At 69.2% G+C, this 24,368-nt stretch carries 25 protein-coding genes; 18 read left to right on the forward strand and 7 right to left on the reverse strand.

Translation table 11 applies throughout. The annotated features are described in order from the left end of the window. Positions 1–915, forward strand: coding sequence for a ribokinase (locus ACFHWU_RS19650; RefSeq protein WP_416552601.1), 915 nt, complete (start codon positions 1–3; stop codon positions 913–915). Between the two features lie 125 nt (positions 916–1,040). Here ACFHWU_RS19650 and ACFHWU_RS19655 read toward each other — a convergent pair whose 3' ends face one another. After that, on the reverse strand, positions 1,041–2,147 hold the full coding sequence (locus ACFHWU_RS19655) for an acetamidase/formamidase family protein (protein ID WP_416552603.1): 1,107 nt from the start codon (positions 2,145–2,147) through the stop codon (positions 1,041–1,043). A 277-nt stretch (positions 2,148–2,424) separates the two neighbouring features. Here ACFHWU_RS19655 and ACFHWU_RS19660 point away from each other — a divergent pair, with 277 nt between their 5' ends. The 6 genes from ACFHWU_RS19660 (at position 2,425) to ACFHWU_RS19685 (ending at position 6,798) form a co-directional block, all read left to right on the forward strand. Further along, positions 2,425–3,852, forward strand: coding sequence for an aromatic ring-hydroxylating oxygenase subunit alpha (locus tag ACFHWU_RS19660; RefSeq protein ID WP_416591218.1), 1,428 nt, complete (start codon positions 2,425–2,427; stop codon positions 3,850–3,852). 4 nt (positions 3,853–3,856) lie between these two features. Beyond that, positions 3,857–4,378, forward strand: coding sequence for an aromatic-ring-hydroxylating dioxygenase subunit beta (locus ACFHWU_RS19665; protein ID WP_416552607.1), 522 nt, complete (start codon positions 3,857–3,859; stop codon positions 4,376–4,378). 14 nt (positions 4,379–4,392) lie between these two features. Then, positions 4,393–4,698, forward strand: a complete 306-nt coding sequence (locus tag ACFHWU_RS19670; protein WP_416591219.1) for a Dabb family protein — start codon at positions 4,393–4,395, stop codon at positions 4,696–4,698. A 21-nt stretch (positions 4,699–4,719) separates the two neighbouring features. After that, entirely contained in the window at positions 4,720–5,613 is an 894-nt protein-coding gene (locus tag ACFHWU_RS19675) for a VOC family protein (RefSeq protein ID WP_281551083.1), read from the forward strand. Positions 5,614–5,837: 224 nt separating this feature from the next. Beyond that, complete coding sequence (locus tag ACFHWU_RS19680) at positions 5,838–6,611, forward strand: helix-turn-helix domain-containing protein (protein WP_416591220.1); 774 nt, start codon at positions 5,838–5,840, stop codon at positions 6,609–6,611. Continuing rightward, positions 6,598–6,798, forward strand: coding sequence for a DUF397 domain-containing protein (locus ACFHWU_RS19685; protein WP_416591221.1), 201 nt, complete (start codon positions 6,598–6,600; stop codon positions 6,796–6,798). Before ACFHWU_RS19680 ends, ACFHWU_RS19685 begins: the two co-directional genes overlap by 14 nt. A 157-nt stretch (positions 6,799–6,955) precedes the next feature. On the opposite strand, the gene ACFHWU_RS19690 is transcribed toward ACFHWU_RS19685, so the two are convergent. The 3 genes from ACFHWU_RS19690 to ACFHWU_RS19700 all read right to left on the reverse strand — a co-directional run bounded on the left by ACFHWU_RS19690 (position 6,956) and on the right by ACFHWU_RS19700 (position 8,507). Beyond that, a complete protein-coding gene (locus tag ACFHWU_RS19690; RefSeq protein WP_416591222.1) occupies positions 6,956–7,117 on the reverse strand; it encodes an aspartyl/asparaginyl beta-hydroxylase domain-containing protein in 162 nt (53 codons plus the stop codon). A gap of 134 nt (positions 7,118–7,251) precedes the next feature. Next, complete coding sequence (locus ACFHWU_RS19695) at positions 7,252–8,031, reverse strand: aminoglycoside N(3)-acetyltransferase (protein ID WP_416591223.1); 780 nt, start codon at positions 8,029–8,031, stop codon at positions 7,252–7,254. Positions 8,032–8,057: 26 nt separating this feature from the next. Further along, positions 8,058–8,507, reverse strand: coding sequence for a MarR family winged helix-turn-helix transcriptional regulator (locus tag ACFHWU_RS19700; protein ID WP_416591224.1), 450 nt, complete (start codon positions 8,505–8,507; stop codon positions 8,058–8,060). Between the two features lie 77 nt (positions 8,508–8,584). Here ACFHWU_RS19700 and ACFHWU_RS19705 point away from each other — a divergent pair, with 77 nt between their 5' ends. Next, positions 8,585–9,277, forward strand: coding sequence for an SDR family NAD(P)-dependent oxidoreductase (locus ACFHWU_RS19705; protein ID WP_416591225.1), 693 nt, complete (start codon positions 8,585–8,587; stop codon positions 9,275–9,277). Positions 9,278–9,358: 81 nt separating this feature from the next. On the opposite strand, the gene ACFHWU_RS19710 is transcribed toward ACFHWU_RS19705, so the two are convergent. Further along, complete coding sequence (locus tag ACFHWU_RS19710; RefSeq protein ID WP_416591226.1) at positions 9,359–9,607, reverse strand: hypothetical protein; 249 nt, start codon at positions 9,605–9,607, stop codon at positions 9,359–9,361. 226 nt (positions 9,608–9,833) lie between these two features. Between ACFHWU_RS19710 and ACFHWU_RS19715 the strand changes: the two genes are divergently transcribed. The 4 genes from ACFHWU_RS19715 to egtD are packed head-to-tail and all read left to right on the forward strand — an operon-like array spanning position 9,834 to position 14,192. After that, positions 9,834–11,177: a glutamate-cysteine ligase family protein gene (locus ACFHWU_RS19715; RefSeq protein WP_416591227.1), complete on the forward strand. Its 1,344-nt coding sequence runs from the start codon at positions 9,834–9,836 to the stop codon at positions 11,175–11,177. Then, positions 11,174–12,499, forward strand: a complete 1,326-nt coding sequence (gene egtB / locus ACFHWU_RS19720; RefSeq protein WP_416591228.1) for an ergothioneine biosynthesis protein EgtB — start codon at positions 11,174–11,176, stop codon at positions 12,497–12,499. Before ACFHWU_RS19715 ends, egtB begins: the two co-directional genes overlap by 4 nt. Further along, positions 12,499–13,251, forward strand: a complete 753-nt coding sequence (egtC, locus tag ACFHWU_RS19725) for an ergothioneine biosynthesis protein EgtC (protein WP_416591229.1) — start codon at positions 12,499–12,501, stop codon at positions 13,249–13,251. Before egtB ends, egtC begins: the two co-directional genes overlap by 1 nt. Further along, the gene (egtD, locus tag ACFHWU_RS19730) at positions 13,230–14,192 is read left to right on the forward strand and encodes an L-histidine N(alpha)-methyltransferase (protein ID WP_416591230.1); all 963 of its coding nucleotides are present in this window, start codon (positions 13,230–13,232) and stop codon (positions 14,190–14,192) included. The genes egtC and egtD overlap by 22 nt, the downstream gene beginning before the upstream one ends. Positions 14,193–14,215: 23 nt before the next feature. On the opposite strand, the gene ACFHWU_RS19735 is transcribed toward egtD, so the two are convergent. Beyond that, positions 14,216–14,614 (reverse strand): rhodanese-like domain-containing protein, encoded by a 399-nt coding sequence (locus tag ACFHWU_RS19735; protein WP_416591231.1) that lies wholly within the window; start codon positions 14,612–14,614, stop codon positions 14,216–14,218. Next, the gene (locus ACFHWU_RS19740; RefSeq protein ID WP_416552702.1) at positions 14,611–14,811 is read right to left on the reverse strand and encodes a hypothetical protein; all 201 of its coding nucleotides are present in this window, start codon (positions 14,809–14,811) and stop codon (positions 14,611–14,613) included. Before ACFHWU_RS19740 ends, ACFHWU_RS19735 begins: the two co-directional genes overlap by 4 nt. A gap of 508 nt (positions 14,812–15,319) precedes the next feature. On the opposite strand from ACFHWU_RS19740, the gene ACFHWU_RS19745 reads away from it, so the two are divergent. The 6 genes from ACFHWU_RS19745 to ACFHWU_RS19770 all read left to right on the forward strand — a co-directional run bounded on the left by ACFHWU_RS19745 (position 15,320) and on the right by ACFHWU_RS19770 (position 24,337). Beyond that, complete coding sequence (locus ACFHWU_RS19745; RefSeq protein ID WP_416591232.1) at positions 15,320–16,603, forward strand: helix-turn-helix transcriptional regulator; 1,284 nt, start codon at positions 15,320–15,322, stop codon at positions 16,601–16,603. A gap of 77 nt (positions 16,604–16,680) precedes the next feature. Next, a complete protein-coding gene (locus ACFHWU_RS19750; protein ID WP_416591233.1) occupies positions 16,681–17,319 on the forward strand; it encodes a hypothetical protein in 639 nt (212 codons plus the stop codon). Then, positions 17,316–18,005, forward strand: coding sequence for a hypothetical protein (locus ACFHWU_RS19755; RefSeq protein ID WP_416591234.1), 690 nt, complete (start codon positions 17,316–17,318; stop codon positions 18,003–18,005). The genes ACFHWU_RS19750 and ACFHWU_RS19755 overlap by 4 nt, the downstream gene beginning before the upstream one ends. A 181-nt stretch (positions 18,006–18,186) precedes the next feature. Beyond that, positions 18,187–19,722, forward strand: a complete 1,536-nt coding sequence (locus tag ACFHWU_RS19760) for a type I restriction-modification system subunit M (protein WP_416591235.1) — start codon at positions 18,187–18,189, stop codon at positions 19,720–19,722. Then, on the forward strand, positions 19,719–20,909 hold the full coding sequence (locus ACFHWU_RS19765) for a hypothetical protein (protein ID WP_416591236.1): 1,191 nt from the start codon (positions 19,719–19,721) through the stop codon (positions 20,907–20,909). The genes ACFHWU_RS19760 and ACFHWU_RS19765 overlap by 4 nt, the downstream gene beginning before the upstream one ends. Beyond that, positions 20,906–24,337, forward strand: a complete 3,432-nt coding sequence (locus ACFHWU_RS19770) for a DEAD/DEAH box helicase family protein (protein ID WP_416591237.1) — start codon at positions 20,906–20,908, stop codon at positions 24,335–24,337. The genes ACFHWU_RS19765 and ACFHWU_RS19770 overlap by 4 nt, the downstream gene beginning before the upstream one ends. Positions 24,338–24,368: the final 31 nt, after the last annotated feature.

Here is a 24,368-nt window from a genome sequence, read left to right on the forward strand (position 1 = left end):
ATGACCGACATCGTGGTGGTGGGCAGCCTCAACGTCGACGTGGTGGTGCCCCTCGACGAACTGCCCGCCGCCGGGCAGACGGTGCTCAGCGCCGCCGACCATTCCCGGGCCGGCGGCGGCAAGGGCGCCAACCAGGCGGTGGCCGCCGCCCGACTGGGCCGGTCGGTGGCCATGGTCGGCGCGGTCGGCGAAGACCCCGAGGGGGAGTGGCTGACCGGGCTGCTGTCCGCCGAAGGCGTCGACACCTCGGCGGTGCTGCGCGCACCCCGCCCCACCGGGCAGGCGATCGTGCTGGTCACCGCCGACGGCGACAGCACCATCGCGGTCAGTTCCGGGGCCAACATGTGGCTCGCCCCGGAGCACCTGCGGCCGTACGCCGACCTGGTCGGCGACGCCGCGGCCGTACTGCTGCAGCAGGAGGTCGACGCGGCGGTGGTGGCCGCAGCGGTGGCCGCCGCCCGCGGCCTGGTCGTGGTGAACCCGGCACCGGCCCGGCCGATCGACGCGGCGACGCTGGCCCGGGTCGACGTGCTGGTGCCCAACCGGGGTGAACTCACGGCGCTGGCCGGTGCCGACTCGTCGGTGTCCGGTGGCGGGACCGGCGATGTCGCCGCGCTGGCCGCGATGGCCCGGTCGCTGCGCACCCGGGGGCCGGTGGTGGTGACCCTCGGCGTCGACGGTGCCCTGGTGGTGACCGCCGACCGGGAGCATGTCGTGCCGGCCGAGCAGGTCGACGCGGTGGACGCCACCGGTGCCGGGGACACGTTCTGCGCGGCGCTGGCCGACGCGCTGCTCGACGGTGCGGCGATCGACGACGCGGCCCGCTGGGCGAGCCGGGCGGCGGCGGTGACGGTCACCCGGCCAGGTGCGATGGCCAGTGCCCCACGCCGGGCCGAGGTGCTCGCCGTCGGCTAGGTGGCCAGCCCTGGTCGGTCTTTGGTAGCCGGTCGGCGCCGGTGACCCCGGTCGGCGTCGGAACAGAGCGCGCCGACCATACGTCACGGACGGGAGTGCCGAGGTGCCGCGACGCGCAGGTATGGTCAGTTCTGGGGCGGGAAGTCGGCCTTGCGGATCAGGCAGTGCACGCCCTTGACCGCGTCGACGACCTGGCTGACCTCGAAGTCTGCGGCGGCGCTCAGGTAGGCCAGGGCGGTGTCGCGGGGCATGCCCCGGGTGCGGGCGAGGAAGTTGACCGCGGCCCGGACCGCCCGGCGCATCGCCTCGTTCAGGTCGGCGTCCAGGCCGACCGGGATCCAGTGGGTGTCGGTCTCGGCCAGCGGGGCCTCCCCGGCGCCGACCAGCAGGGCGGCCTGCGCCGCCGGGATGACGCTTAGCCGCAAAGTGGCCCGCAGCGGTGCCTCCAGCGCGGTGAGCGCCACCTCGCCGTCGCCCTGGGCGTAGTGCGGGTCACCGGCGTAGAAGCCGGCACCGGGCAGTTGCACCGGCAGGTAGAGGCTGGAGCCGACCTGCAGTTCGTTGATGTCCAGGTTGCCGCCGTGCCCGCCGGGCGGCACCGAGTGCACCATCTCGTCGGTGTCGACGGCGACCCCCATCAGGCCGAGGAACGGCGCGAGCGGAAACCGGGCGGCCCGGCCGGCACCGAACGGCAGTACGCCGTAGAGCCGGCCGCCGCTGGAGACGACCTCGGTGAAGTGGCAGACGCTGCCGTAGGCGCGGGGGTCGCTGTCGGGCCCGGTGTCGACCGGGGTGAGCGGGAACTCGCCGGGCAGCGCGCCGTAGCCGTGCCGGCTGCTGACAAAGCCGTACGGGGCCCGGATCGTGAGGTCGAGCACGTCGACCCGGAGCAGGTCGCCGGGCTGTGCGCCGTCGACGGTGATCGGGCCGGTGACCACGTGCGGGCCGTCGTCGTCGTAGTCGTGGGCGATGTCGGAGGCGGCCAGGTCGCGGGAGTCGGTGAGGACCTGATCGGCGGGTACGTCGTACTGCTTGAGGTAGCCCACCGGGTCGCGGCCCTGGTCTTCGAGGATGCCTTCGTGGCTGAGGGTGTCGATGGTCACGGTCTCGCCGGAGCGCACCCGTAGCACCGGGGCGTGGCCGCGGTTGGGCAGCCGGCCCCACAGGCAGGTCTCGGGGGTGGTCGGCAGGTAGTGGGCGCCGGCGATCGGTCCCTGGTGCGGCTGGAGCATCGGTTCCTCCGGAAGGGGTACCCGGCCGGCGGGCGCAGGGCGCGCGGCGGTGCGTGCCGCTGGTGGGCCGGGGGTGACGGGTGGATGACCGGATCTTTTCCGGCGAACCCGCAGGAACGTGTTGCTCCCCTGTTAACAGTGAGTAACCCGATCACGGAAGATGCCCTGCTCTTGACAGGTGGAGGGCTCTGATAGCAGCATCGGAGTGCGAGACACTGTCTCGCATGACGTAGCGCCGCCGAGGCGGGCGGACGGGACGAAAGAGGGCGGTGGGGTGATGACGCAGCAGACGCCGGTGCGACCGCTCGGCGGAGCCGACGGTGGCGCGCTGATCGACGAGGACTGGGAGGCGATGCGCTTCCGGGTGCACCGCTCGGCGTACCGCGACCCGGGTGTGTTCCGCGACGAGATCGCCAAGATCTGGGGCCACACCTGGCTCTATCTCGGCCACGAGACCGAGATCCCCAACGCCGGCGACTTCAAGACCCGCACCCTCGGCGGCCGGCCGCTGATCTTCTGCCGCGACTCCGCCGGCGAGGTCAAGGTCTTCCTCAACGCCTGCACCCACCGCGGCACCATCCTGTGCCGGCACAACGAGGGCAACACCAAGTTCTTCCAGTGCTTCTACCACGCCTGGGCGTTCAGCAACTCCGGTGACCTGGCCGCGCTGCCCGGCGACGAGAGCTACCCCGACGACCCCGGCTTCCGCGAGTCGATGCGGCTGCGCCAGGTGCCCCGGCTGCAGATCCACGAGGGCTTCGTCTTCGTCGCGTTCGACCCCGACGTGCCCGATCTGCTCACCCACCTCGGCCCGGCCGCGCACTACATGTCGCTGACCGCCAAGATCGGCGCGCACGGCATGCAGACCCTGCCCGGCGTGCAGCTCTACAGCGTCAAGGGCAACTGGAAGCTCGCCGTCGAGAACGCCATGGACGGCTACCACTTCGCGCCGACCCACAACACCTTCGTCGGCTACCTGCGGGAGACCGGCTTCGCGGTCACCGACGACGACCAGTACGCCTACGACCTCGGCGGCGGACACGGGCTGCTGGTGCTCACCGGCCACAACGGCCGGATCGGCATGGTCTGGGAGCCGCGCTTCGGCGACGAGGAGAAGGCCCGTACCGTCGCCAAGCGCAACGAGATGATCGCCCGGCTCGGGCCGGAGCTCGCCGCCGAGATCGCCGACGCCAGCCGGATCCTCTTCGTCTTCCCGAACCTGCTGCTGTTCGACCTGGAAGCGCTGACCATCCGCCAGCTTGAACCGGTCGCCCCGGACCGTACCGACGTGCGGGCCTGGCAGTTCGTCGAGACCGGTGAGCCGGAGTCGGTCCGGGCGCTGCGGATCAAGACCATGGTCAGCTTCGTCGGCCCCGGCGGCCTGGCCACCCCGGACGACATCGAGGCGTACGAGGCGGTGCAGCGCGGCATCGTCGCCACCGCCGACTCGGCCGACCCGGCCCACGACTGGTCCGACATGTCCCGCGGCATGGCCAACGAGAAGCAGGGCAACCAGGGCCGATCCATCGACGAGGGTGCGATGCGCAGCTTCTGGCGGCACTGGGCCGACCGGGTCGGGGCGACCACCGCCGTCGCCGGTGACCCGCCGGCCGACCCCGGCGCCCCCGGCCCGTCCACCGTCCTCGCCGCCGGATCCGCAGCCACCGCCGGCTCCGCCGCGCCCACCACCAGCGGGAAGGAGTGACCCGATGTCCGCGACGACCAGCGGAGCAGTGCTCAACGTGGGGGCCCGTGAGGTGACCCGGGCCGATGTGGAGGACTTCCTCTACCGGGAGGCGCAGCTGCTCGACGAGTGGCGCCTCGACGAGTGGTTCACCATGTTCGAGCCGGACGGCCGGATGGAGGTGCCGACCACCGACTGGGCCGGCTGGGACGCCACCACCGCCGGGTTCTTCGTCTGCGACGACTACGACCTGATCCGGGCCCGGGTGAAGCGGCTCAAGAGCCGCAAGGCGCACGCCGAGAACCCGCACTCACGTACCCACCGGATGGTCTCCAACGTGATCCTGCTGGAGGCCGGCGCGGAGACGGTGTGGATCAGCGCCAACTTTCTCATCCACCGCTACCGCGACGGCGGCGCCTACACCTACGTGGGCCGCTACGAGCACGTGCTCAAGGTCGACGACGACGGCCTGCGTTTCCGGGTTCGCCGCTCCATCCCGGTGATGGAGTCGATGGACCCCGGCGCCCGACTCAGCTTCATCCTGTAGAAGGGTCCGCCGTCGTGATCACCCACATGCTGGCGTTCAAGTTCCGCGACGACCTGCCGCCCGGTGTCGCCGAGTCGGTCCTCGCCGAGCTGGACACCTTCCCGAGCAAGTACCCGGCGATGCGCAACTGGCGCAGCGGGGTCAACGTCAGCACCCGGGACACCACCATGACGCACGGCTTCGTCGTGGAGTTCGCCACCGAGCAGGACCTGCTCGACTACCTGCACAGCGAGTCGCACGAGCGGTTCGTCCGGGAACGCTGGCGCCCGGTCGTGCAACGCCAGGTCATCGTCAGCCTCCCCACCGCCGGGGACGCGTAATTCACCATGAAGGGGTCGCAGATGTCCACCGAGGCCGCCACCCGCCGTCGCGGGCCCTACGGCATGGAGTACGCCCGGATCGAGGTGCCGGATCTGGCCGCCTCCATCGAGTTCCTGCAGTACCACGTCGGGCTGCAGTTGGAGCAGCACGACGACGAGTACGCGTTCCTGCGCGCCGACATCGAGCACCACAGCATCGAGCTGATCGCCGCGCCGCACCGCACCGAGTCGTGGACCACCGCGGTCGGGTTCAGCGTCGAGTCCGACGAGGTCCTCGACGACCTGCGGGAGCGGGTCGTCGCCGCCGGCCACGAGGTGCTTGAACTGCACGAGCGGATGAAGGGCCTGTGTCAGCGCGGATTCGCCGTACGCGATCCCAACGGGCTGATCGTCGAACTGTTCACCGAGTTCGTCGAGTACGCCGAACCGCCGTTGATCGAGCTGCGCCCGGTCGACCTGGTGCACCCGTTCCTGGCCACCGACAAGTACGAGGAGTCGCTCGACTTCTACACCAAGGTGCTGGGCTTCCTGCCCAGCGACTACGTCGGCGACGTCACCGTCTTCCTGCGCTGCGAGGACCGCTACCACCACAGCCTGGCGCTGCAGCGCAACAAGGAGTTCTACGTCGCGCACCTGTGCTTCAAGATGAAGAGCTTCGACCATGTGATGCGCGGCCGCGCGCGGGCCCAGTACAAGAAGGTGCCGATCGCCTCCGACCTGGTCAACCACTCGGCGTCGACGTCGATCGCGTTCTACATGCACGACCCGAAGCACGGGCCGCGCTACGAGCTGTGTGACCGGCACCGGGTGTTCACCCCGGAGGAGCACGCCACGCACCGGGCCCGGCGGATGGCCGTCGACCCGCGCAACATCGACGTGTGGCGCCCGGCCGCCGACGACTGGGGCCGTTTCTGATCATCATCGTACGAAAGGTGAACGACCCTCGGGGATCATCCCCCCGGGGGTCGTTTTCTCGTGGTTCGACGGCATCTGCTTTGTTGATCAATTCGACCGTTGGAATTTCTGCACAGCTAAGGAATCTGCACGAGTTTCTGTTCCATCCTGGACTATCTGTCCCGATCAGTGGAAGATGGCCCCCGGCGGACAACCACCACATCACGACACCGGGGTGATCCAACGTGAGTGAACTTAGCGTCGAGATCCGGCGACTTCGCATCGCCGGGGGGATGAATCAGAGCCAGCTTGGTGCCGCGCTGCGGGTGTCCAAGTCGCTCATCGCGGGATTCGAGTCGGGGCGGCACATCCCGCAGGCCGACACCGCCACCAACCTGGACCGGGTGTTCGGCACCGATGACAAGTTCGCCAAGTTGTCGGCCGAGGCACGGGAGGACCGCTACCCGTGGATGCGTCCGTGGGTCGAGCACGAGCGACGGGCGCTGCTGCTGCGCAGCTACGAGCCGCTGCTCGTCCCCGGACTGCTCCAGACCGAGGGCTACATGCGGGCGGTGTTGGCGACCTCCACGATGAACGACGGGCGCGTCGACGACCTGGTGCGCACCCGGCTGGAGCGACAGGCCGCGACGCTGGGCCGGGACAACCCGGTGGTGATCTCGGCGATCGTCAACGAGTTCGCCCTCAGCCGTGGCCCCCGCGAGGTGATGACGAAGCAACTGGGCCACCTGGTGGACCTCGGCCACCGTCCGTCGGTCAAAATCCGGGTGCTGCCGGACGACGCCGGGCTACACCTCGGTCTCGGCGGCGCGTTCGTGATCGCCAACCTGCCGGACGGCCGGCGCTGCGGCTACCTGGACAATCAGTTGAAGGGCACCGTGGTGTCCAGCCATGGCGATGTGACCGAGCTGGAACTAGCCTGGGAATCCGTGGACGGACTCGCGCTGCCGGTGGTGCAGTCCCGGGATCTGATGCTGAGGATGATCGATGAGCGCAAGTGAACCGCGCTGGCGGAAGTCCAGCCGATCGGCCAACGGCGGAAACAGCTGTGTCGAGGTGGCCGACAACCTTCCCGGTCGGGTCCTGGTGCGCGACACCAAGGACCGTGCCGGCGGTACGTTGACCTTCGGCCCGGCCGCCTGGTCGTCGTTCGTCGCGTCGACCAAGGACACCAGCGCCACCCCCTGACCCGCTTCCAGCAACGTCCCCCGGGAACCCCGGCCACCCGCGCTAGGTGACCGGGGTTCCTTAGCTGCGCCCTCATGGATCTCCGATGGATGCTCGCCGGAAACCATATTGTCGTTCGCGGAATACAACTCCGGCTTGCGACGCGACCGCCATGAACTTATGGGCGACCAGCCGGCCGGTTCGACGTCGAGGTGACGCTGACGTCCTGCGGCATGTCATCGTAGCCGGGACGGGCGAAGTCAAACAGAAGCACGACGCGGTCGCTGGTGCCGTGGTTCCACGCCTTATGGGTGACGGTGTCGTCGAAGACAAAGGTCACGCTTCGAGCGCGTCCGCGATCCGTTCCCCGAAGGCGACAAGTGCGTAGACGCTCCAGTCCTCCCCGTACCCTCGCGTTGGACCCACGGCTGACGCGTCGCCAACGCGACGATCGGTCAGCGGCCGACGCTGTGGCTAGCGGGTCGTCCGATGGGCGGCGAGCCAATCCACGGCGAAGTCGACCAGCGGGCGTTGGCGCATCAGCCGGCATTCGGCCGCGCCGACCTGCCCGATCGACACGCCGCCGGTGGTCTCGAAAGCGGCACCCACCTGGTCGAAGTCGCTTTCGTCGGTGGCGACGTCCTGCCAGTGTGTCCAGGCGCGGCCGGCCGGAGTGCGTACGGCCGCGCCTTCCTGCTTGCGCGGCGGATCCGGCAGCCGGTATTCGGCCAGGTGCAACGAGGTGTTGCTGTGATGCCCGACGCCCAGCAGCAGCACGTCGCCGTCGAGTCGGTAGACGGCGCCGACGGGGGAGTGTTCGCCCAGCATCTCGTCGAGTCGGTGCCCGCCCACCACAGCGTCGGCGAGCGGGCCGAGCGCCGCGAACGACACCTGCGGGTGGTCGCTGCGTCGCACGCCCGGCCAGGTACGAGTGGTCTCCACGATGGCACCCATCCGGCGGCTCGGCGTCACCGCAGGATCGAATCCGGGCGTGTGGGTGCGGATCACCGGCCACCACGACTCCGGTACGGGCGGGTTGCGCCAGCTGGCGGGGTCGGTGTTGTCCGGCGTGTGGGTCGGCACCACCAGCGTGCCGTTCGGACCCAGCGCGTCGAGCAGCGCCTGGACCACCGTGACCGGGCCGCCGCAGACCCAGCCGAGCGCCTTGAGTGACGAGTGCACGAGCAGTACCGACCCGCGTCGTATCCCGAGTGAGGTCAGGTCGTCGGCGAGCGCGGCGCGCGTGTGCGGCATGGTGGTGTCGATCGGCTGACCGTACCTCAGTCGGTTTCGGCGGCGAGGGTGCGCAGGTTCCCGCGTACCTTGTCGAGCAGTTCGACCAAGGTCGTTCGTTGATCGTCGGCCATTCCGGCGGTCGCGGTCTCGGCGAGGGTGCGCCAAGCCGCTTCGATCTGCGAAATGCCGGTCCGGCCCTTGTCGGTCAGCACGATTCGGGTGAGGCGCCGGTCGCCCGGGACGGATTCCCGGACGAACCAGCCGCCGTGTTCGAGACGGCTGAGGCTGCGCGTCACCGTCGGCTGCTCCACGCCGAGCCGGGCGGCGACCTCGGAGACCGTCAGGCCGTCGGGCTCCTGCCCGAGGATCCACAGTAGGACGTCCTGCCCCGGGTGCAGGGCGAGCCCGGCCAGTACGTCGGCCTGCGCGCTCCGGTACAGCTTGGCCACCTTGACCAGGGCTTTGTTGGTCGCCAGGACGTCCGAGAGTTCCACCTGGAGAGTGTACGAGTTGACGAACGGCCCGATCATGCTTCATGGTCGGCTAACTTATAGCCGGCTATGGAGTTGTGATGGAAACCGGTCTGTTGAACAAGGTCGCCCTGGTCACCGGCGCTTCCGGCGCCGCCGCCCGGCATCTGGCCGCCGAAGGAGCCTCCGTGGCGGTGTCCTGGCACACCAACCGCGCCGCCGCCGCAGAGGTCGTCAACGCCATCGCGCAGGCCGGCGGCGACGCCTGCCCCGTCCACCTGGACCACGGCGACCTCGCCGCCGCGCAGGGCGTCGTCGAGCAGGTCACCACGCGGCTCGGGCCGATCTCCGTCCTGGTCGCCAACGCCGTACAGTGGCCCGCCTTCGACGCCGATGAAATCGGCGGCCTCACCACGTCGCTGGCCGTCAACACGGTCGGCCCCGTGGCGCTGATCGACGCGGCCCTACCGGCCATGCGCGCCGCCGGCTGGGGACGCATCGTCGCCGTGTCGACAGACATCGTCGAGCAACCCATGGCTGGCCCGCTCGCCTACGCCACGGCGAAGGGGGCGCTCGAGACCGCCGCGCGAGTGCTCGCCGTGCGGGAAGCCCGGCACGGCATCCTGACGAACATCGTCCGTCCCGGGTTCACCCTCACCGACAAGGCCTTGAACGCCCCATTCCTCGGTCCGAAGGCGGTCGCGGCCGAGTCGGAGAAGACCTCAACCGGCCGCATCTGCACCCCCGAGACGGCCCCGACGACAAGCACCGCGAGGTACATGTCCTCGACGTAGATCACCGCCGGGACGCGTACCGTCGCTGAACTTCACAGCGGCGTGCTCGACCACCGTGCGGCAGCGCTGATCAGGATGGCGTCACGCCGCGTCGGTGTCCAGGCTCGGCACGTCCAGCCCGGCGTCGCGGAGCGCGTCGGCCCGCTCGTCGCGGGTCGACTCCTCCCGGGCCAGCAGCGCCGCGTACTCGGCGATCACCGCCGGGTCGGGGACCGCGCCGACCCGGTCCAGGAACCGGGCGGTCTGGGTGGTCGCGTCGGCGTGGGCGTGGGCGGCCCGGGCCGCCCGCATCACCACCTGGTCATCATCGGTCCTTGCCCCGTCGGTCACGTTGGCTCCCCTCCGGTCGGCGCCGACCGTGCCGGTACCCTGTCCGGCGGCGATCATGCCCCCTGGGTGAGGCGAATCCGCAGGTGACCGCCGGATTGCGGAAGAGGAAACGTCTCCCGCCGCCTGCCCCGCAGACCGCCGGTGTCTCGGCAAATGTCGGACGGTGACGATACGGTAGCGAAGATCGATCGCTACCCGCGATCGATCATTCACTGGAGGAGACGAGATGACCAAGGCTCCCCATCCGCCATCCGCCCATCCGCCATCCGCCCATCCGCCCGACGTGCTACCGGTGACCGCCGAGTCTGCGGAGTCGGCCGGTCCGAGCGTCGTGGCCGACGTCCCGGCCAGTACCGCCATCGTCGATCCGACCGCCGCCGCCGGCTACATCACCCGGATCTGCTTCAAGACCGGCCCACCCCGGCGGATCGGCGTCGAACTCGAATGGACCGTTCACTACCGAGACCAACCCGCCAGACCTCTCGACCCCGCCGACCTCGCGACTGCCCTCGGTGGCCACGCCCCGCGGACACTACGCCCCACCAGCCCGCACGACCCGCTCCCACACGGCGGACTGGTAACGGTCGAACCCGGCGGGCAGGTGGAGATCTCCACCCCGCCGACGGAATCCCTCACCACGTTGCACCAGGTCGCGTCGGCCGACGTCGTCGCGCTGACCCGCCGACTCGACCGGGCCGGCCTGCGACTCGGTCGCACCGGATGCGATCCGTTCCGGCCGCCCCGGCAGATTCTGCGCAACCGCCGCTACACGGCGATGGCGGCGGCGTTCGCCCGGCAGGGCCGGGCCGGTGCCGACATGATGTGCGGCACCGCCGGCCTGCAGGTCTGCCTGGACACCGGGAGCGATCGACAGCTCTCGCTGCGCTGGTCGGCGGCGCACCTGCTCGGTCCGCCGCTGATCGCCCTGTTCGCCAACTCGCCGACGCGGGCCGGCCGGCGCACCGGCTGGGCGTCGAGCCGGATGGCGACCTGGCTGACCCTCGACCCGGTCCGCACCGCCGCACCGGCCGACCCGACCGCCGGCGTGCGGCCGGCCGACCCGGTCGCCGACTGGACCCGGCGGGTGCTGGACACGCCACCGCTGTTCGTCGACGAGCCCACCGGCTGGCGGCTGCCGGGGCCGGCGACCTTCGGCGAGTGGATCCGCACAGGCACGCCCCGACCGCCGACCTACGCCGACCTCGACCTGCATCTGAGCACCATGTTTCCGCCGGTCCGCCCGCGTGGCTACCTGGAGCTGCGCTACCTCGACGCGCAGCCGGACGGCGAGTGGATCGTCCCGGCGGCGGTGCTGGCCGCGCTGTTCGCCCGCGACGAGACCCTGCGGACCGCGACGTCGACGGTGATGGACGCGGCCGACCGCTGGCTGCCCGCCGCCCGCGACGGGCTCGCCGATCCGGTCGTCGCGGCGGCCGCCCACTCGCTGGCCGAGCTGGCCTGCGAACGCCTGACCGACACCGGCCTGCCCGACGAGACGACCAGCACCGTGGTGCGCGCCCTGCGCCGACGGCTGCACCAGCGAACCTACCCCTGGGGAGGAACCAGGTGACCGAGACAGCCTACGACCCCACCGTGTCCGACCTGCGTACCGCGCTCGCCGCCGACCTCGACCGGGCCCGGCGGCGCAGCAGCGCCCTGACCGACCCGGTCGACGACGACGACCTCGTCCGGCAGCACTCCCGGCTGATGTCGCCCCTGATCTGGGACCTGGCGCACATCGGCAACCAGGAGGAGCTGTGGCTGGTCCGCGACGTCGGCGGCCGGGAACCGGTCCGTGCCGACATCGACCACCTGTACGACGCGTTCAGACACGCCCGCGCCGACCGTCCGGCGTTGCCGCTGCTGGACCCGACCGAGGCGCGCGCGTACACCCGTACCGTCCGGGACAAGGTCCTCGACCTGCTCGACACGGTGACGTTCGACGGCCGCCGGCTGGTCGAGCAGGGCTTCGCCTTCGGCATGATCGTGCAGCACGAGCAGCAGCACGACGAGACGATGCTCGCCACCCACCAGCTGCGGGCCGGCCCGCCGGTGCTCACCGGCGCGCCGACGCCGCCAGCCACGGCCGGACCCGTCGAGGGTGAGGCGCTGATCCCGGCCGGACCGTTCACCATGGGCACCTCCACCGAGCCGTGGGCGCTGGACAACGAACGCCCGGCGCACACCGTCGACGTACCCGCCTTCTTCATCGACCGCGCGCCGGTCAGCAACGCCCGGTACCAGCAGTTCATCGACGACGGCGGCTACCACGACGAGCGGTGGTGGAGCACCGAGGGCTGGGCCCACCGGCTGCAGGCCCGGCTCAGCGGGCCGGCGCACTGGCACGGTGACGGCAGCTACACCCGGTTCGGCCGGCGGTCGGCGATCGTGCCCGACGAGCCGGTGGTGCACGTCGGCTGGTACGAGGCGCAGGCGTACGCCAGTTGGGCCGGCCGCCGGCTGCCCACCGAAGCCGAATGGGAAAAGGCGGCCCGGTTCGACCCGGTGACCGGCCGGTCCCGCCGCTACCCGTGGGGCGACGACGACCCCGGCCCCGAGCACGCCAACCTGGGCCAGCGGCACCTGCACCCGGCACCGGTCGGCGCCTACCCGGCCGGCGCGTCACCGGCCGGCGTGCACCAGCTGATCGGCGACGTGTGGGAATGGACCGGCACCTGGTTCACCGGCTATCCCGGCTTCGCGGCGTTCCCGTACCGTGAATACTCGGAGGTCTTCTTCGGCCGCGACTACCGGGTGCTGCGCGGCGGTTCGTTCGGCACCGACCGTGCCGCCTGCCGGGGCACCTTCCGCAACTGGGACTACCCGATCCGGCGGCAGATCTTCAGCGGTTTCCGCACCGCTCGTGACCCGCACCCCGGCGAGACCGCCTAGTGTGCCGCCACCAGCTCTACCTTGGCCCGCCGGTCAGCCTGACGCAGCTGCTGGTCGAGCCGCCGTACGGCCTGTACCGCCAGTCCTGGGCGCCCCGGGACATGCGCGGCGGCGGCACGGTCAACGTCGACGGTTTCGGCGTCGGCTGGTACACCCCGACCGGTCCGGTCCGCTACCGGCGGGCCGGGCCGATCTGGGCCGATCCCGGCCTGGTCGAGCTGGGTCGGGCCACCGCCGCCGGCGCGGTGCTGGCCGCGGTCCGCTCGGCTACCCCCGGGATGCCGTTCGCCGAGACGGCCTGCGCGCCGTTCACCGACGGAAGCTGGCTGTTCAGCCACAACGGGGTGGTGGCCGGCTGGCCGGACAGCGTCGCCGTCCTGGCCGCCGCCCTGCCGGTGACCGATTTGCTCACCCTCGACGCGCCGACCGACTCGGCGCTGCTGTGGGCGCTGCTGCGGCACCGGCTGCGGTCCGGCGCCGACCCGGGTACGGCGATCACCGACACCGTCACCGGCGTCCTGGCCGCCGCCCCGGCGTCCCGGCTCAACCTGCTGCTCACCGACGGCGAACGGGCCTGGGCCAGCGCCGTCGGCCATTCCCTGTCCGTCCTCGCCGGGCCGGAGCGGCTGATCATCGCCTCCGAACCGTCCGACGACGACCCGGCCTGGCGCCCGGTCGCCGACCGCCGGCTCGTCGTCGCCGACCGGCACACCTACACCGTGGAGGATCTGTGCGGATCGACATCGAGCTGACCGACGCCGACCAGCGGCACGCGCTGCGGACCGACGCCCGCGCCGGACTCACCGCCGACCCGAAATGGCTGCCCCCGAAGTGGTTCTACGACAAGTACGGCAGCGAACTGTTCGAACGCATCACCACCCTGCCGGAGTACTACCCGACCCGGGCCGAGCGGGCCGCGTTGGCTGCCCACGCCGACGACATCGCCGCCGTCACCCGGGCCCGGACCCTGGTCGAGCTCGGCTCCGGTTCGTCGGAGAAGACCCGGCTGCTGCTCGACGCGCTGCGCCGGCAGGGCAGCCTCGACCTGTTCGTGCCGCTGGACGTCTCCGAGGCGGCACTGCGCGACGCCGCCACCGCCATCGACCGGGACTACCCGGGTCTGCCGGTGCACGCGATCGTCGGCGACTTCACCCGCCACCTCGGGCGGATCCCGGCCGGCGACGACCGGCTCGTCGCGTTCCTCGGCGGCACCATCGGCAACCTGGTGCCGGACGAACGTGCCGAGTTCCTGGCCGCGCTGCGCGGGGCGCTCGGCGCCGGCGGCTGGCTGCTGCTCGGCACCGACCTGGTCAAGGACCCGGCCACCCTGGTCGCCGCCTACGACGACAGCCAGGGGGTGACCGGCGAGTTCAACCGTAACGTGCTGCGCGTACTGAACCAGCAGCTCGGCGCCGGCTTCGACCCGGCGGCGTTCCGGCACGTCGCGCTCTGGGACACCGACCGGGAGTGGATCGAAATGCGGCTGCGTGCCGACCGGGACACGCAGGTGTACGTGGCCGATCTCGACCTGCCGGTGAGCTTCACCGCCGGCGAGGAGATCCGGACCGAGGTGTCGGCGAAGTTCCGCCGGGCCGGGGTTACCGCCGAGCTGGCCGCCGCCGGTTTCGAGCTGACCCACTGGTGGACCGACCCGGCCGGCCGCTTCGCGATCAGCCTGTCCCGCAGCCACTGACGCAGCTGCTGACCGGTGGTCGCTCAGCCCGGCTGGGCGAGCACCGGAAGCCCGGCGGCCCGCCAGGCCGCGAAGCCACCGGCCAGGTCGGTGGCCAACGGCAGGCCGGTGTCCTGCAGCGACGCGGCGGCCAGCGACGACGCGTACCCCTCCTGGCAGACGACGATCGGCCACAGCTGCGGGGTGTCGGCCACGTCGAGCCGCGCCGCGCTGTGCGGGTCGAGGCGCCACTCAAGCACGTTGCGTTCGATCACGTACGCCCCGGGAATTCCGCCGTACTCTGCGCGTTGAGCGGCCGGACGGATGTCGACCAGCACGGCCCTGCCGTCCTGCTGGGCCTGGTAGGCGGTCCGGGCGTCGACCCGGTCGAGGCGACCGCGGACCTGGTCGAGCAGTATGTCGATGCCGGGTTCCGGGGTCACTGTGGCTCCTCCGTCGTCACGTCTGTCCTTTTGACTTGCCGCATCCGGCCGTCGACCAGGTCGGCGACGGTGGTGCCGTCCAGATGCAGCGGGGCCGCCGCCAGCCCCGCCGACCAGTATGCGGCGGCCAGCTCCGGCTCCACCGGGCCGTGCACCAGCGGCAGGTCCGGCCGGTCCGCCTGCAGCAACGACTCCACCTGGCAGGACGCCACCGTGTCCGGCAGACGAACCCGGAGTGGCCGAACGGGGTGACCAGCTCCTTCAACAGCCGGGGTGCCCCGGCCGGGAACACCGTACGCAGCATCGGATGCCGGGCCACGACGACGTCGACCGCCTGCTAGGAGCGGCGTCGGTCCAGCCGACCGGACAGCCGCAGCCGGGCCTCTTCCATGGCCTCGGTGGCGGGGGCGGCACCGGGACGGGCGTCGCCCGCCGACCGTCGTCCAGCATGACGAACTCGCCGACGGCCCCCGGGTACGCCTGCCACCCGCTTCCCGCTCCGGTCGCCGTGGCTGCTACCGGTACTCCTGCAGCCTTTCACGCGACCGGACCAACGAGAAAGCAAGACCGTTGAGGTCAAGAGGAAGGGTGGAACCTCCACGAAAGATGACAAGTGCGAGTTGTCCACAGCCCGTTGAATTGATCTCTCTGATCTGCGTTACTGGTGTTCACCGTGGACACGGGCCGCGACGGGAGGGCGTCCAGTTGACCGGACGGCGAGACGGTTTCATCAGGAGGCGCAGGGCGGCCGGCTTCAGCCAGGAAGGGCTGGCCGAGCGTCTGCAGGTCGACCGCACCACCGTTGCCCGGTGGGAGCGGGGTAAGGCCGAGCCACAACCGTATACCCGAGCACAACTCGCGGAAGCGCTCGGCACTTCGTTCGACGAGCTTGACGCCCTGCTCGCCGGGGAGCCGGAAAATCGATCTCTGGACATTGGCGATTGGGGCGGTACCGTTACATCGGGGGACGACAATGGAGGTGATCTTACGGACCGGCGTGCTTTCACGATCAATGCCGCTCTGGCGGGCCTGGGCATCGCCACCCCGCTGCGAGACTGGGTCACCGCTCCCGATGTGCCGCAGCACCTGAGCATGGAGCACCTGCAGCAGGTGTCGGCCACCATCGCGAGCCTTGAGCGGGCCGACGCGGCGGCCGGCGGCGGCAGCCTCTGCGACGTTGCCATCGCCATGCACCGCCGGCTGACCCGCTGGGAGCGGCAGGCCACCTATCCACGGCAGGTCGGCGACGCGCTGCAGAGCAACCTCGGCGACCTGGAAGCCTGGATCGGCTGGCTGGCGCTGGACGCGGAGCGGCGTGCCGAGTCGCGCCGCTACCTGCAGGAAGCGATCGTCCGCGCCCGACTGCGCGACGATCCGCACCTTGAGGTCCACGCCATGGTGGTCATGGCGATGCTGGTCAGGGAGGTGCGGCCGGTCGAGTCTCTGCAGATCGCCGAGGCTGCCCGACGCATCTCCGGCCCGTGGGCGACCCCTCGGCTGACCAGCCTGCTGCATCTGCGGACCACCCACGCGTCCGCGTTGATGGGCGACGGCATCGAGTCCAGCCGAGCCCTGGCCAGGGCGAAGACCGCGTACGACCGTGGCCCCAGCGACGACGACCCGCTCTACACCAGGTTTGTCAACGACACCGAGGTCAACGCGGTGGAGGCGTTGTCGCAGCTGGCGCTCGGCCGTCCCGAGCGGGCGGTTCCCTGCCTGCAGGCCAGCCTGGCGCACCACGACCCGGTCTACCGGCGGAACCAGATTCTCGGCAAGGTCAGCCTGGCGATCGCGCTGCACCAGCAGGGCGACTCCACCGCAGCGGGCACTGTCGGGCTGGACGCGCTGCCCGACATCGCCGAGCTGAAGTCCGGGCGTGGCCGCAAGCGGCTCGCCGGATTGCGGGCCGACCTCGGGCAGATGGCCGACCGGGTGCCAGCGGCACGGGACTTCGTCGAGGCGTACGACGTGGCGAAGGTGGCAGCCTGACGAGCCCGTTGACCATTGCCCGTGCTGGGCCAGATGCTGGCGGCATCGGCTTGGCTGAGGCTGGGAGACTGGGCGGTATGTCGACTGTGATCGTGCCCGCCGGGTTGAGCATGGGTCCGCGCTACCGGTACGTCCGTCCACCGGATCCGACGCCGGAGTGCTACGAGGTGCATCTCGGTGACGACCTGGTCGAGCTGACCGAGACCGAGGCAGCGGTGTGGGCGGCGGCGTTCCTCTACCCGGACCGGCACGCCAAGCTGTCGGTCAACCGGGAGTCGCTGGTACGAATGCTGGAGACCGCACCCAAGCCGGAGCCGCAGGCCGCCCGGTACGTCGACGACCTGATCGCCCGGGGCCTGCTGGTCGAGTTCGACCCGGACGGCGACCTGCGCCCGGTGTTCAGCCGGCACAAGCTGCTGCCGTTGGCCCAGGGCCTCGGCTCCACCCCGGACGCCCCTCACCAGCACCGCATCGGCATCGCCGCCCAACCCCTCGTCGCCGTGTCGAGTGATGTGTATGCCCAGTGGTCGTTCTCGTTTCTGCATCCCGACCTGTGGACCGCGTGCGCCTTCTACGCCGATGACTCGGAGCACGTCGCTGCTGGCGGGGAGCCGCTCAACCTGACAGCCGAGTCCTTGGCGCGTGAGGTGGCGGAAGTGCTGCCCTTGATGATCTCGGCGGCCTGTGCCGCGTTGGATCCGATCGTGGCGTCGTGAGGTATCGCAGGCAGGCACAGCAGCGCTCCACGCCGGACCGCTCGTTCGCGTCGCGGTTCAAGCACGAGGTGGCCAAGGAAGGCAGCGGGACGCTGGTCCAGCAACTCGGTGCCGGGCTGGGCGCACTGATCGGGCTTGCCGCCACCCGATGGGGGTTGCCGCCCGCGCCGGTCGCCATCGCTGGTGCCTTCGTCGCTCATGCCCTCGGTGCTGTCGGCAAGGGGTTCGTCAACACGGTGTTGGACCGGCGACGTGAGGCTCGGGCGGGCGACGGCACGACCTCGGGCGGCTCCGGCGCTGGTGGTGGCGGTGCGAGACCGTTGAGCAGCGTCCGCCGCCGCTACCCCGGCCATCGGAGCCGGGGCGGTGGCGACCGGATGGTCACCATCGGCGGCCCGGCGAGCCGGGGCGGCAGTGGTGGGGGCGGCGGGAGCACCGGCTCCTACCTTCAGCAACTGCGTCGGCTGCTCGATGAGATCGAGACGCAGCAGGCGAAGCTGGCGAATGTCGCCAACGCGATGCGGGCGAGTCAGCTCGGCGTGGCACAGCTGCTCGCCGGTGGGCGTCAGGACCGTACGCAGGAGATCTACACCTGGTCGGAGCTGTCCCGCGCCAACGTCGAGGAAGCCGCCGTCCTGACTCACCAAGCAGTCAAGAGCCTGAAGGCGTACCTGTCAAACCTGTAGGTTGATCATGTTTTGACCAGCGTTGATTCCTCCGTACGGTTACCAAGTCTGGCATGATCATCGCTGTCGTGCTGCGACTGTCGCAAGTGATCTGCCTGACCGTCTCTTGTGCCCGGTGTGAATGCGTCGGAACCTAAACGGTTCCGTGTCCACCACCACTCAGCCCTTGGGACATGACTCCGTGATCACTGGTGAACTGAAGAGCAAGATCGACCGCATCTGGGATGCCTTCTGGTCGGGCGGTATCTCCAATCCCCTCGAAGTGATCGAGCAGATTACGTATCTGCTGTTCATCCGCCGTCTCGACGAGTTGCAGACCCTCGCCGACAACCGGGCACAGCGCCTCGGCCCCGACGGGGTCCGGCACATCTACCCCGACGGCGACGACCCGCTCGGCGTGCCATACAGCGAGCTGCGCTGGCAGCGCTTCAAGAGCATCGATCCGCGGAAGATGTACGAGATCGTCGGCGAGCACGTCTTCCCGTTCCTGCGCACCCTGGGCGGTGACGGGTCGGCGTACTCGCGGCACATGAAGGACGCCCGCTTCACCATCCCGAACCCGGCGCTGCTCGGGCGGGTCGTCGACATGATCGACGACATCCCGATGGATGACCGGGACACCAAGGGTGACCTGTACGAGTACATGCTCAGCAAGATCGCGACGGCTGGGCACAACGGTCAGTTCCGGACGCCCCGGCACATCATCAACCTGATGGTCGAGATGGTGGAGCCCGGCCCGAAGGATCGCATCTGCGACCCGGCCTGCGGCACCGCCGGCTTTCTGGTCGGCGCGGTCGAGTACATCCGCCGGCGGCACCCGGACGCGCTGCACGAGCCGGTGCTACGTGATCACTTCCACCAGGACATGTTCCACGGCTTCGACTTCGACAACACGATGCTGCGGGTCGGCAGCATGAACATGCTGCTGCACGGGGTGGAGAACCCGGCCATCGACTACCGGGACTCCCTCGGTGACGACGTCAGCGACGAGACCGAGGCGTACTCGGTGATCTTGGCCAACCCGCCGTTCGCCGGCAGCCTGGACTACGAGCGCACCTCGCGGATCCTTCAGCAGACGGTCAAGACGAAGAAGACCGAGCTGCTGTTCCTCGCGCTGTTCCTGCGGCTGCTGCGCAACGGCGGCCAGGCGGCGGTGGTCGTGCCCGACGGGGTGCTCTTCGGCTCCAGCAAGGCACACAAGGAGCTGCGCCGCATGCTGGTCGAGGACCAGAAGCTCGACGCGGTGGTCAAGCTGCCCGGTGGGGTCTTCAAGCCGTACGCCGGGGTGTCGACCGCGATCCTGTTCTTCACCAAGACCAACAGCGGCGGTACGGGCAACGTCTGGTTCTACGAGGTGAAGGCCGACGGTTGGAGCCTCGACGACAAGCGCAACCCGCTGCTACCGGAGGCGAAGCTCGGCCCTGTGCCGACCGAGGCGCTGACCGCCGAGGAGCACGCCAAGAACAACCTGCCGGACGTGCTGGCCCGCTGGAAGCAGCGCGACGGTGCCGAGCGGGAGCGTGCCCGCACCGAGCAGTCCTTCTGCGTGCCGAAGGACGACATCGTCGCCCAGGACTACGACCTGAGCCTCAACCGCTACAAGGAGATCGTGCACGAGGAGGTCGAGCACCGGCCACCAGCCGAAATCATCGCCGAACTCGAACGCCTCGAATCCGAGATCCAGCAGGGCCTCGCCGACCTCAAGGGGCTGCTGTGACGAGCGGCGTCAAGTACGTGCCGATCGGTGACGTGACCGTCGGAGTTGAGAATTGGAATCCGCAGCAGTTTGGTGCGCAATCATTCGAGTATATAGATTTGAGTTCGGTCGATCAAAGCGAAAAGAAGATCGTCGAGGCTAGGAAAATCGTGGGGAGTGAGGCGCCGAGTCGGGCACGTCAAATTGTGGAGATTGGCGATGTTCTGGTGTCGACTGTGAGGCCAAATCTTAACGGTGTGGCTCGGGTTACTGAAGAGTTTTCCGGGGCGACGGCGTCAACTGGATTCAGCGTCCTGCGTCCCACTGGAAAGCTGGACAGTGGGTATTTATATCACTGGGTTAGATCGCAATCCTTCGTTGGGGAGATGGTTCGGAAATCCACGGGTGCCAACTATCCTGCAGTGACTGATCGAACTGTTCGTGCGGCGATGATCCCCTTGGTTGACATCGATCGCCAGCGGTGGATCGCGGACGTGCTGGACCGCGTCGACACCCTGCGCGCGCGGAGGCGTCGGGTGATAGCTGGTGTCGACGCGCTGGTTGACTCGGTATTTATGCAGGCTTTCGGTGATCTGTGTGCCAATGACCGAGGCTGGTCGACGTGCAGGGTTGGCGACTTCGTCGCGGGTTTTGAGGCTGGGAAGAATGTTGTTGGAGACGATAATTCGTCCGACCTTCGGGTGCTCAAGGTCAGCTCGGTTACTTCGGGGATATTCGATCCCGCAGAAGTGAAACCCGTGCCGGCGGGTTACTCCCCTCCAGTTTCGCACTTTGTTCGATCTGGTGACCTACTGTTTAGCCGCGCCAACACGGAGGAGTTGGTTGGCGCGGTGGCGTTGGTGCATGGATGCCCTCCGAACTTATTGCTGCCAGATAAGATTTGGAGATTTGAGTGGCGGACGGAAGCGGATGCCCTTCCTTGGTTCGCGTATCGGCTCTTTTGGCAGCCATCTTTTCGAAGAGTTATTAGAGGGCGATCGACTGGGACAAGTGGGTCGATGAAGAACATCTCCCAGGACAAGGTTTTGTCGGTGGTTGTCGGATATCCACCGCTCAACGAGCGGTTGAAGTTTAGTCGCCAAGCTGAGCACCTTCACCGGATCGGCTCGGTGCAGCGGCGGGCGTTGGGGGAGTTGGATGCGTTGTTTGCGTCGCTGCAGCACCGGGCGTTCCGGGGGGAGCTGTGACGGCAGCCAGCAACTTCGCCTTCCTGCGGGCTGAGTGGCCTGACCTGTTCGACGAGGCGCAGCGCGTCGAGCAGCACACGTACGCTGACCCGCGTACCGCCTGCTTCTATGCCCGGCGCTGCCTCGAACACCTGGTCAAGTGGCTCTACCGGGCCGATGAGGCGCTGCGGCGGCCGTACCGGGGTCAGCTCGCCGCGCGGATCGCGGAGCCGGCGCTGAAGAACCTGGTCGGCGAGGACCTGCACGCCAAGATGGAGATTATCCGGCGGCAGGGCAACCAGGCGGTCCACGAGAGCCGTCGGGTCAGTGACCGGGACGCGCTCGTGGTCTGCCAGGAGCTGTTCCACCTGATGTACTGGCTGGCCCGTACCTACACCCGCGACCAGGCCGCCGTGCCGTCAAGCAGCCTCGTCTTCGACGAGGCGTTGCTGCCAAGGCCGGCGGTGCGCGAGGCCAAGACCCGTGCCGAGCTGCGTGCCCTCGCCGACCAGCTCGCCGCGCAGGAGGAGCGCGAGGAGCGCGAGACAGCGGCCGAGTTCGACGGTGACCTCGACGGGCAGATCAAGCGACTCCGTGAGCAGGTCGCCGCCGCCAAGGAACGTAACAGCAGGGTGCCGGACACCCACGACTACAACGAGCAGCAGACCCGGGACCTGTTCATCGACCTGCTGCTGCACGAGGCAGGTTGGGCGCTGGATCAGGCACGGGACACCGAGTTCCAGGTCAGTGGCATGCCGAACCAGACCGGCATCGGCTACGTCGACTATGTGCTGTGGGGTGACGACGATCGGCCGCTGGCGATCGTCGAGGCCAAGAGCGCCCGGCGGCACGCCATCGACGGCCAGAATCAGGCCCGGCTGTACGCCGACGCGCTGGAGCGGATGTACGGCCGGCGACCGGTGATCTTCTACACCAACGGCTACGAGATCTGGCTCTGGGACGACCTGCGGTACCCGTACCGCAAGGTCCAGGGTTTCTACACCAAGGATCAGCTTGAGCTGCTGATCCAGCGTCGGTCGACCCGGCAGCGGCTGGCCGACACGTCGATCGACCGGGGGATCGTCAACCGGCACTACCAGCAGCGGGCGATCCGCCGGATCGCCGACACGTTCGAGGTCGACGGCCAGCGTAAGGCGCTGGTGGTGATGGCTACCGGGGCCGGTAAGACCCGCACCACGATCGCCCTGGTCGACCTGCTGCAGCGGGCCAACTGGATCAAGCGGGTGCTGTTCCTCGCCGACCGGTTGGCGCTGGTGCAGCAGGCGACGAACGCCTTCAAGACGCACCTTTCGGACACGGTGACGGTCAACCTGTCGCAGGACCGCAACCGCACCGACGGCCGCGTCTACGTCGCCACGTACCCGACGATGATGGGTCTGATCAACGAGCTGGACGAGGGCGGCAGCCGGCGGTTCGGGCCGGGCTACTTCGACCTGGTGATCATCGACGAGGCGCACCGGTCGGTCTACCAGAAGTACGGCGCCATCTTCAACTACTTCGACTCGCTGCTGGTCGGGCTGACCGCCACCCCGAAGGACGAGGTCGATCGCAACACGTACCGCCTGTTCAACCTGGAGAACGGCGTGCCGACCGACGTGTACGGCCTGCAGGACGCGATCCGCGAGGGCTACCTGGTCCCGCCGCGTGCCGTATCGGTCGCGATCAGGTATCCGCGGCACGGCATCCGCTACGACGACCTTCCCGAGCACGAGAAGGAGAAGTGGGACGAGCTGGAGTGGGGTGAGGAGGAGGCCCCGGAGCGGGTCGACGCGCAGGCCATCAACCAGTGGCTGTTCAACGCCGACACCGTCGACAAGGTCCTCGAACTGCTGATGACCCGGGGGCACCGGGTCGCCGGCGGCGACTGGCTCGGCAAGACCATCATCTTCGCCAAGAACACCCGGCACGCCGAGTTCATCGCCGACCGGTTCAACGCCAGCTACCCGCAGCTGCTCGGCAAGTTCGCCCAGGTCGTGCTGCACAAGGACCGGTACGCCCAAACTCTCATCGACTCCTTCGGCGCATCAGTCAAGGATCCGCACATCGCCATCTCCGTCGACATGATGGACACCGGCATCGACGTGCCCGAGGTCGTCAACCTGGTCTTCTTCAAGCAGGTCCGGTCCAAGACGAAGTTCTGGCAGATGATCGGCCGGGGCACCAGGCTGCGCAACGACCTGTACGGCCCCGGTCAGCACAAGAAAGACTTCCTGATCTTCGACTTCTGCGAAAACTTTGAGTACTTCGGCCAGTCACCCACCCGCACCGAGGGGTCCACGGCCGTGTCGCTCAGTGAGCGGATCTTCAAGGCGAAGGTCGAGCTGATCAGCCAGCTCGACCAGCGGCTACCGACCGGCACGGTCATCGACGGCGACGGTACCCGCAGCGAATCCGGGCTGCGCTGGGACGTCGCGAACGAGCTGCGCGGCCTGGTCGCCGGCATGCGGCTGGAGAACTTCCTGGTCCGCCCACACCGGCAGGCAGTCGAGCGGTACGCCGACCCGGCGAGCTGGCAGCGGCTTACGCCGGCGGCGTCGGAAGAGATCAGCCACGAACTGGCTCGGTTGCCGAGCGACATGCGCCTCAGCGGTGACGAGGAAGCAAAACGGTTCGACCTGATGATTCTGCGGCTGCAACTCGCCCGGCTCGGTGCCGGTGGCCGCTTCGACCGGACCAAAGCCGATGTGCAGGCGATCGCCGCCGCGTTGCTGGAGCAGAGCAACATCCCGGCGATCCGCGCCGAGGTGGAGCTGCTCGACCAGGTCGCCGCCGAGGAGTGGTGGCGTGACGTCACCCTGCCGATGCTGGAAGTGCTGCGGCGGCGGGTCCGGTCGTTGATCAGGCTGGTCGAGAAGTCGAAGCGGGCGATCGTCTACACCGACTTCGAGGACCAGATCAACGACGTGACCGAGGTACGCCTCACCGGCCTTGACGTCGGCACCGACTTCGAGCGGTTCCGGGAGAAGGTCCGGGTGCACCTGCGGACCCACGAGGACCATGTGGCGTTGCAGAAGCTGCGGCGTAACCGGCAGCTGTCGCCGACCGATCTGGCTGAGCTGGAACGGATGCTGGTCGACTGCGGCGGCAGTGAGCAGGAGATCGCCCAGGCCCGGCGGCGGGCCAACGGCCTCGGGCTGTTCCTGCGCTCCCTCGTCGGGCTGGACCGCCAGGCCGCGACCGAGGTGTTCGACGAGTTCACCGCCGGCCGCAACCTCGATGCCGGGCAGCTCGACTTCATCAACACGATGATCGACCACCTGACGCAGAACGGGGTGATGGAGCCGAGCCGGCTCTACGAGTCGCCGTTCACCGAGAAGGCTCCGGCTGGCCCGGACTCGGTATTTCCGTCGGCGGACGTCGACAAGCTGGTCAGCATCCTGCGTACGGTCAAGGCGAGAGCGGCCGAGCCGGAGGCCGACGCCGCCTGACCCTGGGCCACCAGAGCGACGGTCGTGGGCC

Source organism: Micromonospora sp. LOL_015 (genome assembly GCF_048060275.1).
In the GTDB taxonomy this organism is placed as follows: Bacteria; Actinomycetota; Actinomycetes; order Mycobacteriales; family Micromonosporaceae; genus Micromonospora_E.

Bases quoted from the DNA above. Each gene is read 5' to 3' on its own strand.
- ACFHWU_RS19650 (WP_416552601.1), top strand. From the start codon at position 1: ATGACCGACATCGTGGTGGTGGGCAGCCTCAACGTCGACGTGGTGGTG.
- ACFHWU_RS19655 (WP_416552603.1), bottom strand. From the start codon at position 2,147: ATGCTCCAGCCGCACCAGGGACCGATCGCCGGCGCCCACTACCTGCCG.
- ACFHWU_RS19660 (WP_416591218.1), top strand. From the start codon at position 2,425: ATGACGCAGCAGACGCCGGTGCGACCGCTCGGCGGAGCCGACGGTGGC.
- ACFHWU_RS19665 (WP_416552607.1), top strand. From the start codon at position 3,857: ATGTCCGCGACGACCAGCGGAGCAGTGCTCAACGTGGGGGCCCGTGAG.
- ACFHWU_RS19675 (WP_281551083.1), top strand. From the start codon at position 4,720: ATGTCCACCGAGGCCGCCACCCGCCGTCGCGGGCCCTACGGCATGGAG.
- ACFHWU_RS19685 (WP_416591221.1), top strand. From the start codon at position 6,598: ATGAGCGCAAGTGAACCGCGCTGGCGGAAGTCCAGCCGATCGGCCAAC.
- ACFHWU_RS19695 (WP_416591223.1), bottom strand. From the start codon at position 8,031: ATGCCGCACACGCGCGCCGCGCTCGCCGACGACCTGACCTCACTCGGG.
- ACFHWU_RS19705 (WP_416591225.1), top strand. From the start codon at position 8,585: ATGGAAACCGGTCTGTTGAACAAGGTCGCCCTGGTCACCGGCGCTTCC.
- ACFHWU_RS19715 (WP_416591227.1), top strand. From the start codon at position 9,834: ATGACCAAGGCTCCCCATCCGCCATCCGCCCATCCGCCATCCGCCCAT.
- ACFHWU_RS19750 (WP_416591233.1), top strand. From the start codon at position 16,681: ATGTCGACTGTGATCGTGCCCGCCGGGTTGAGCATGGGTCCGCGCTAC.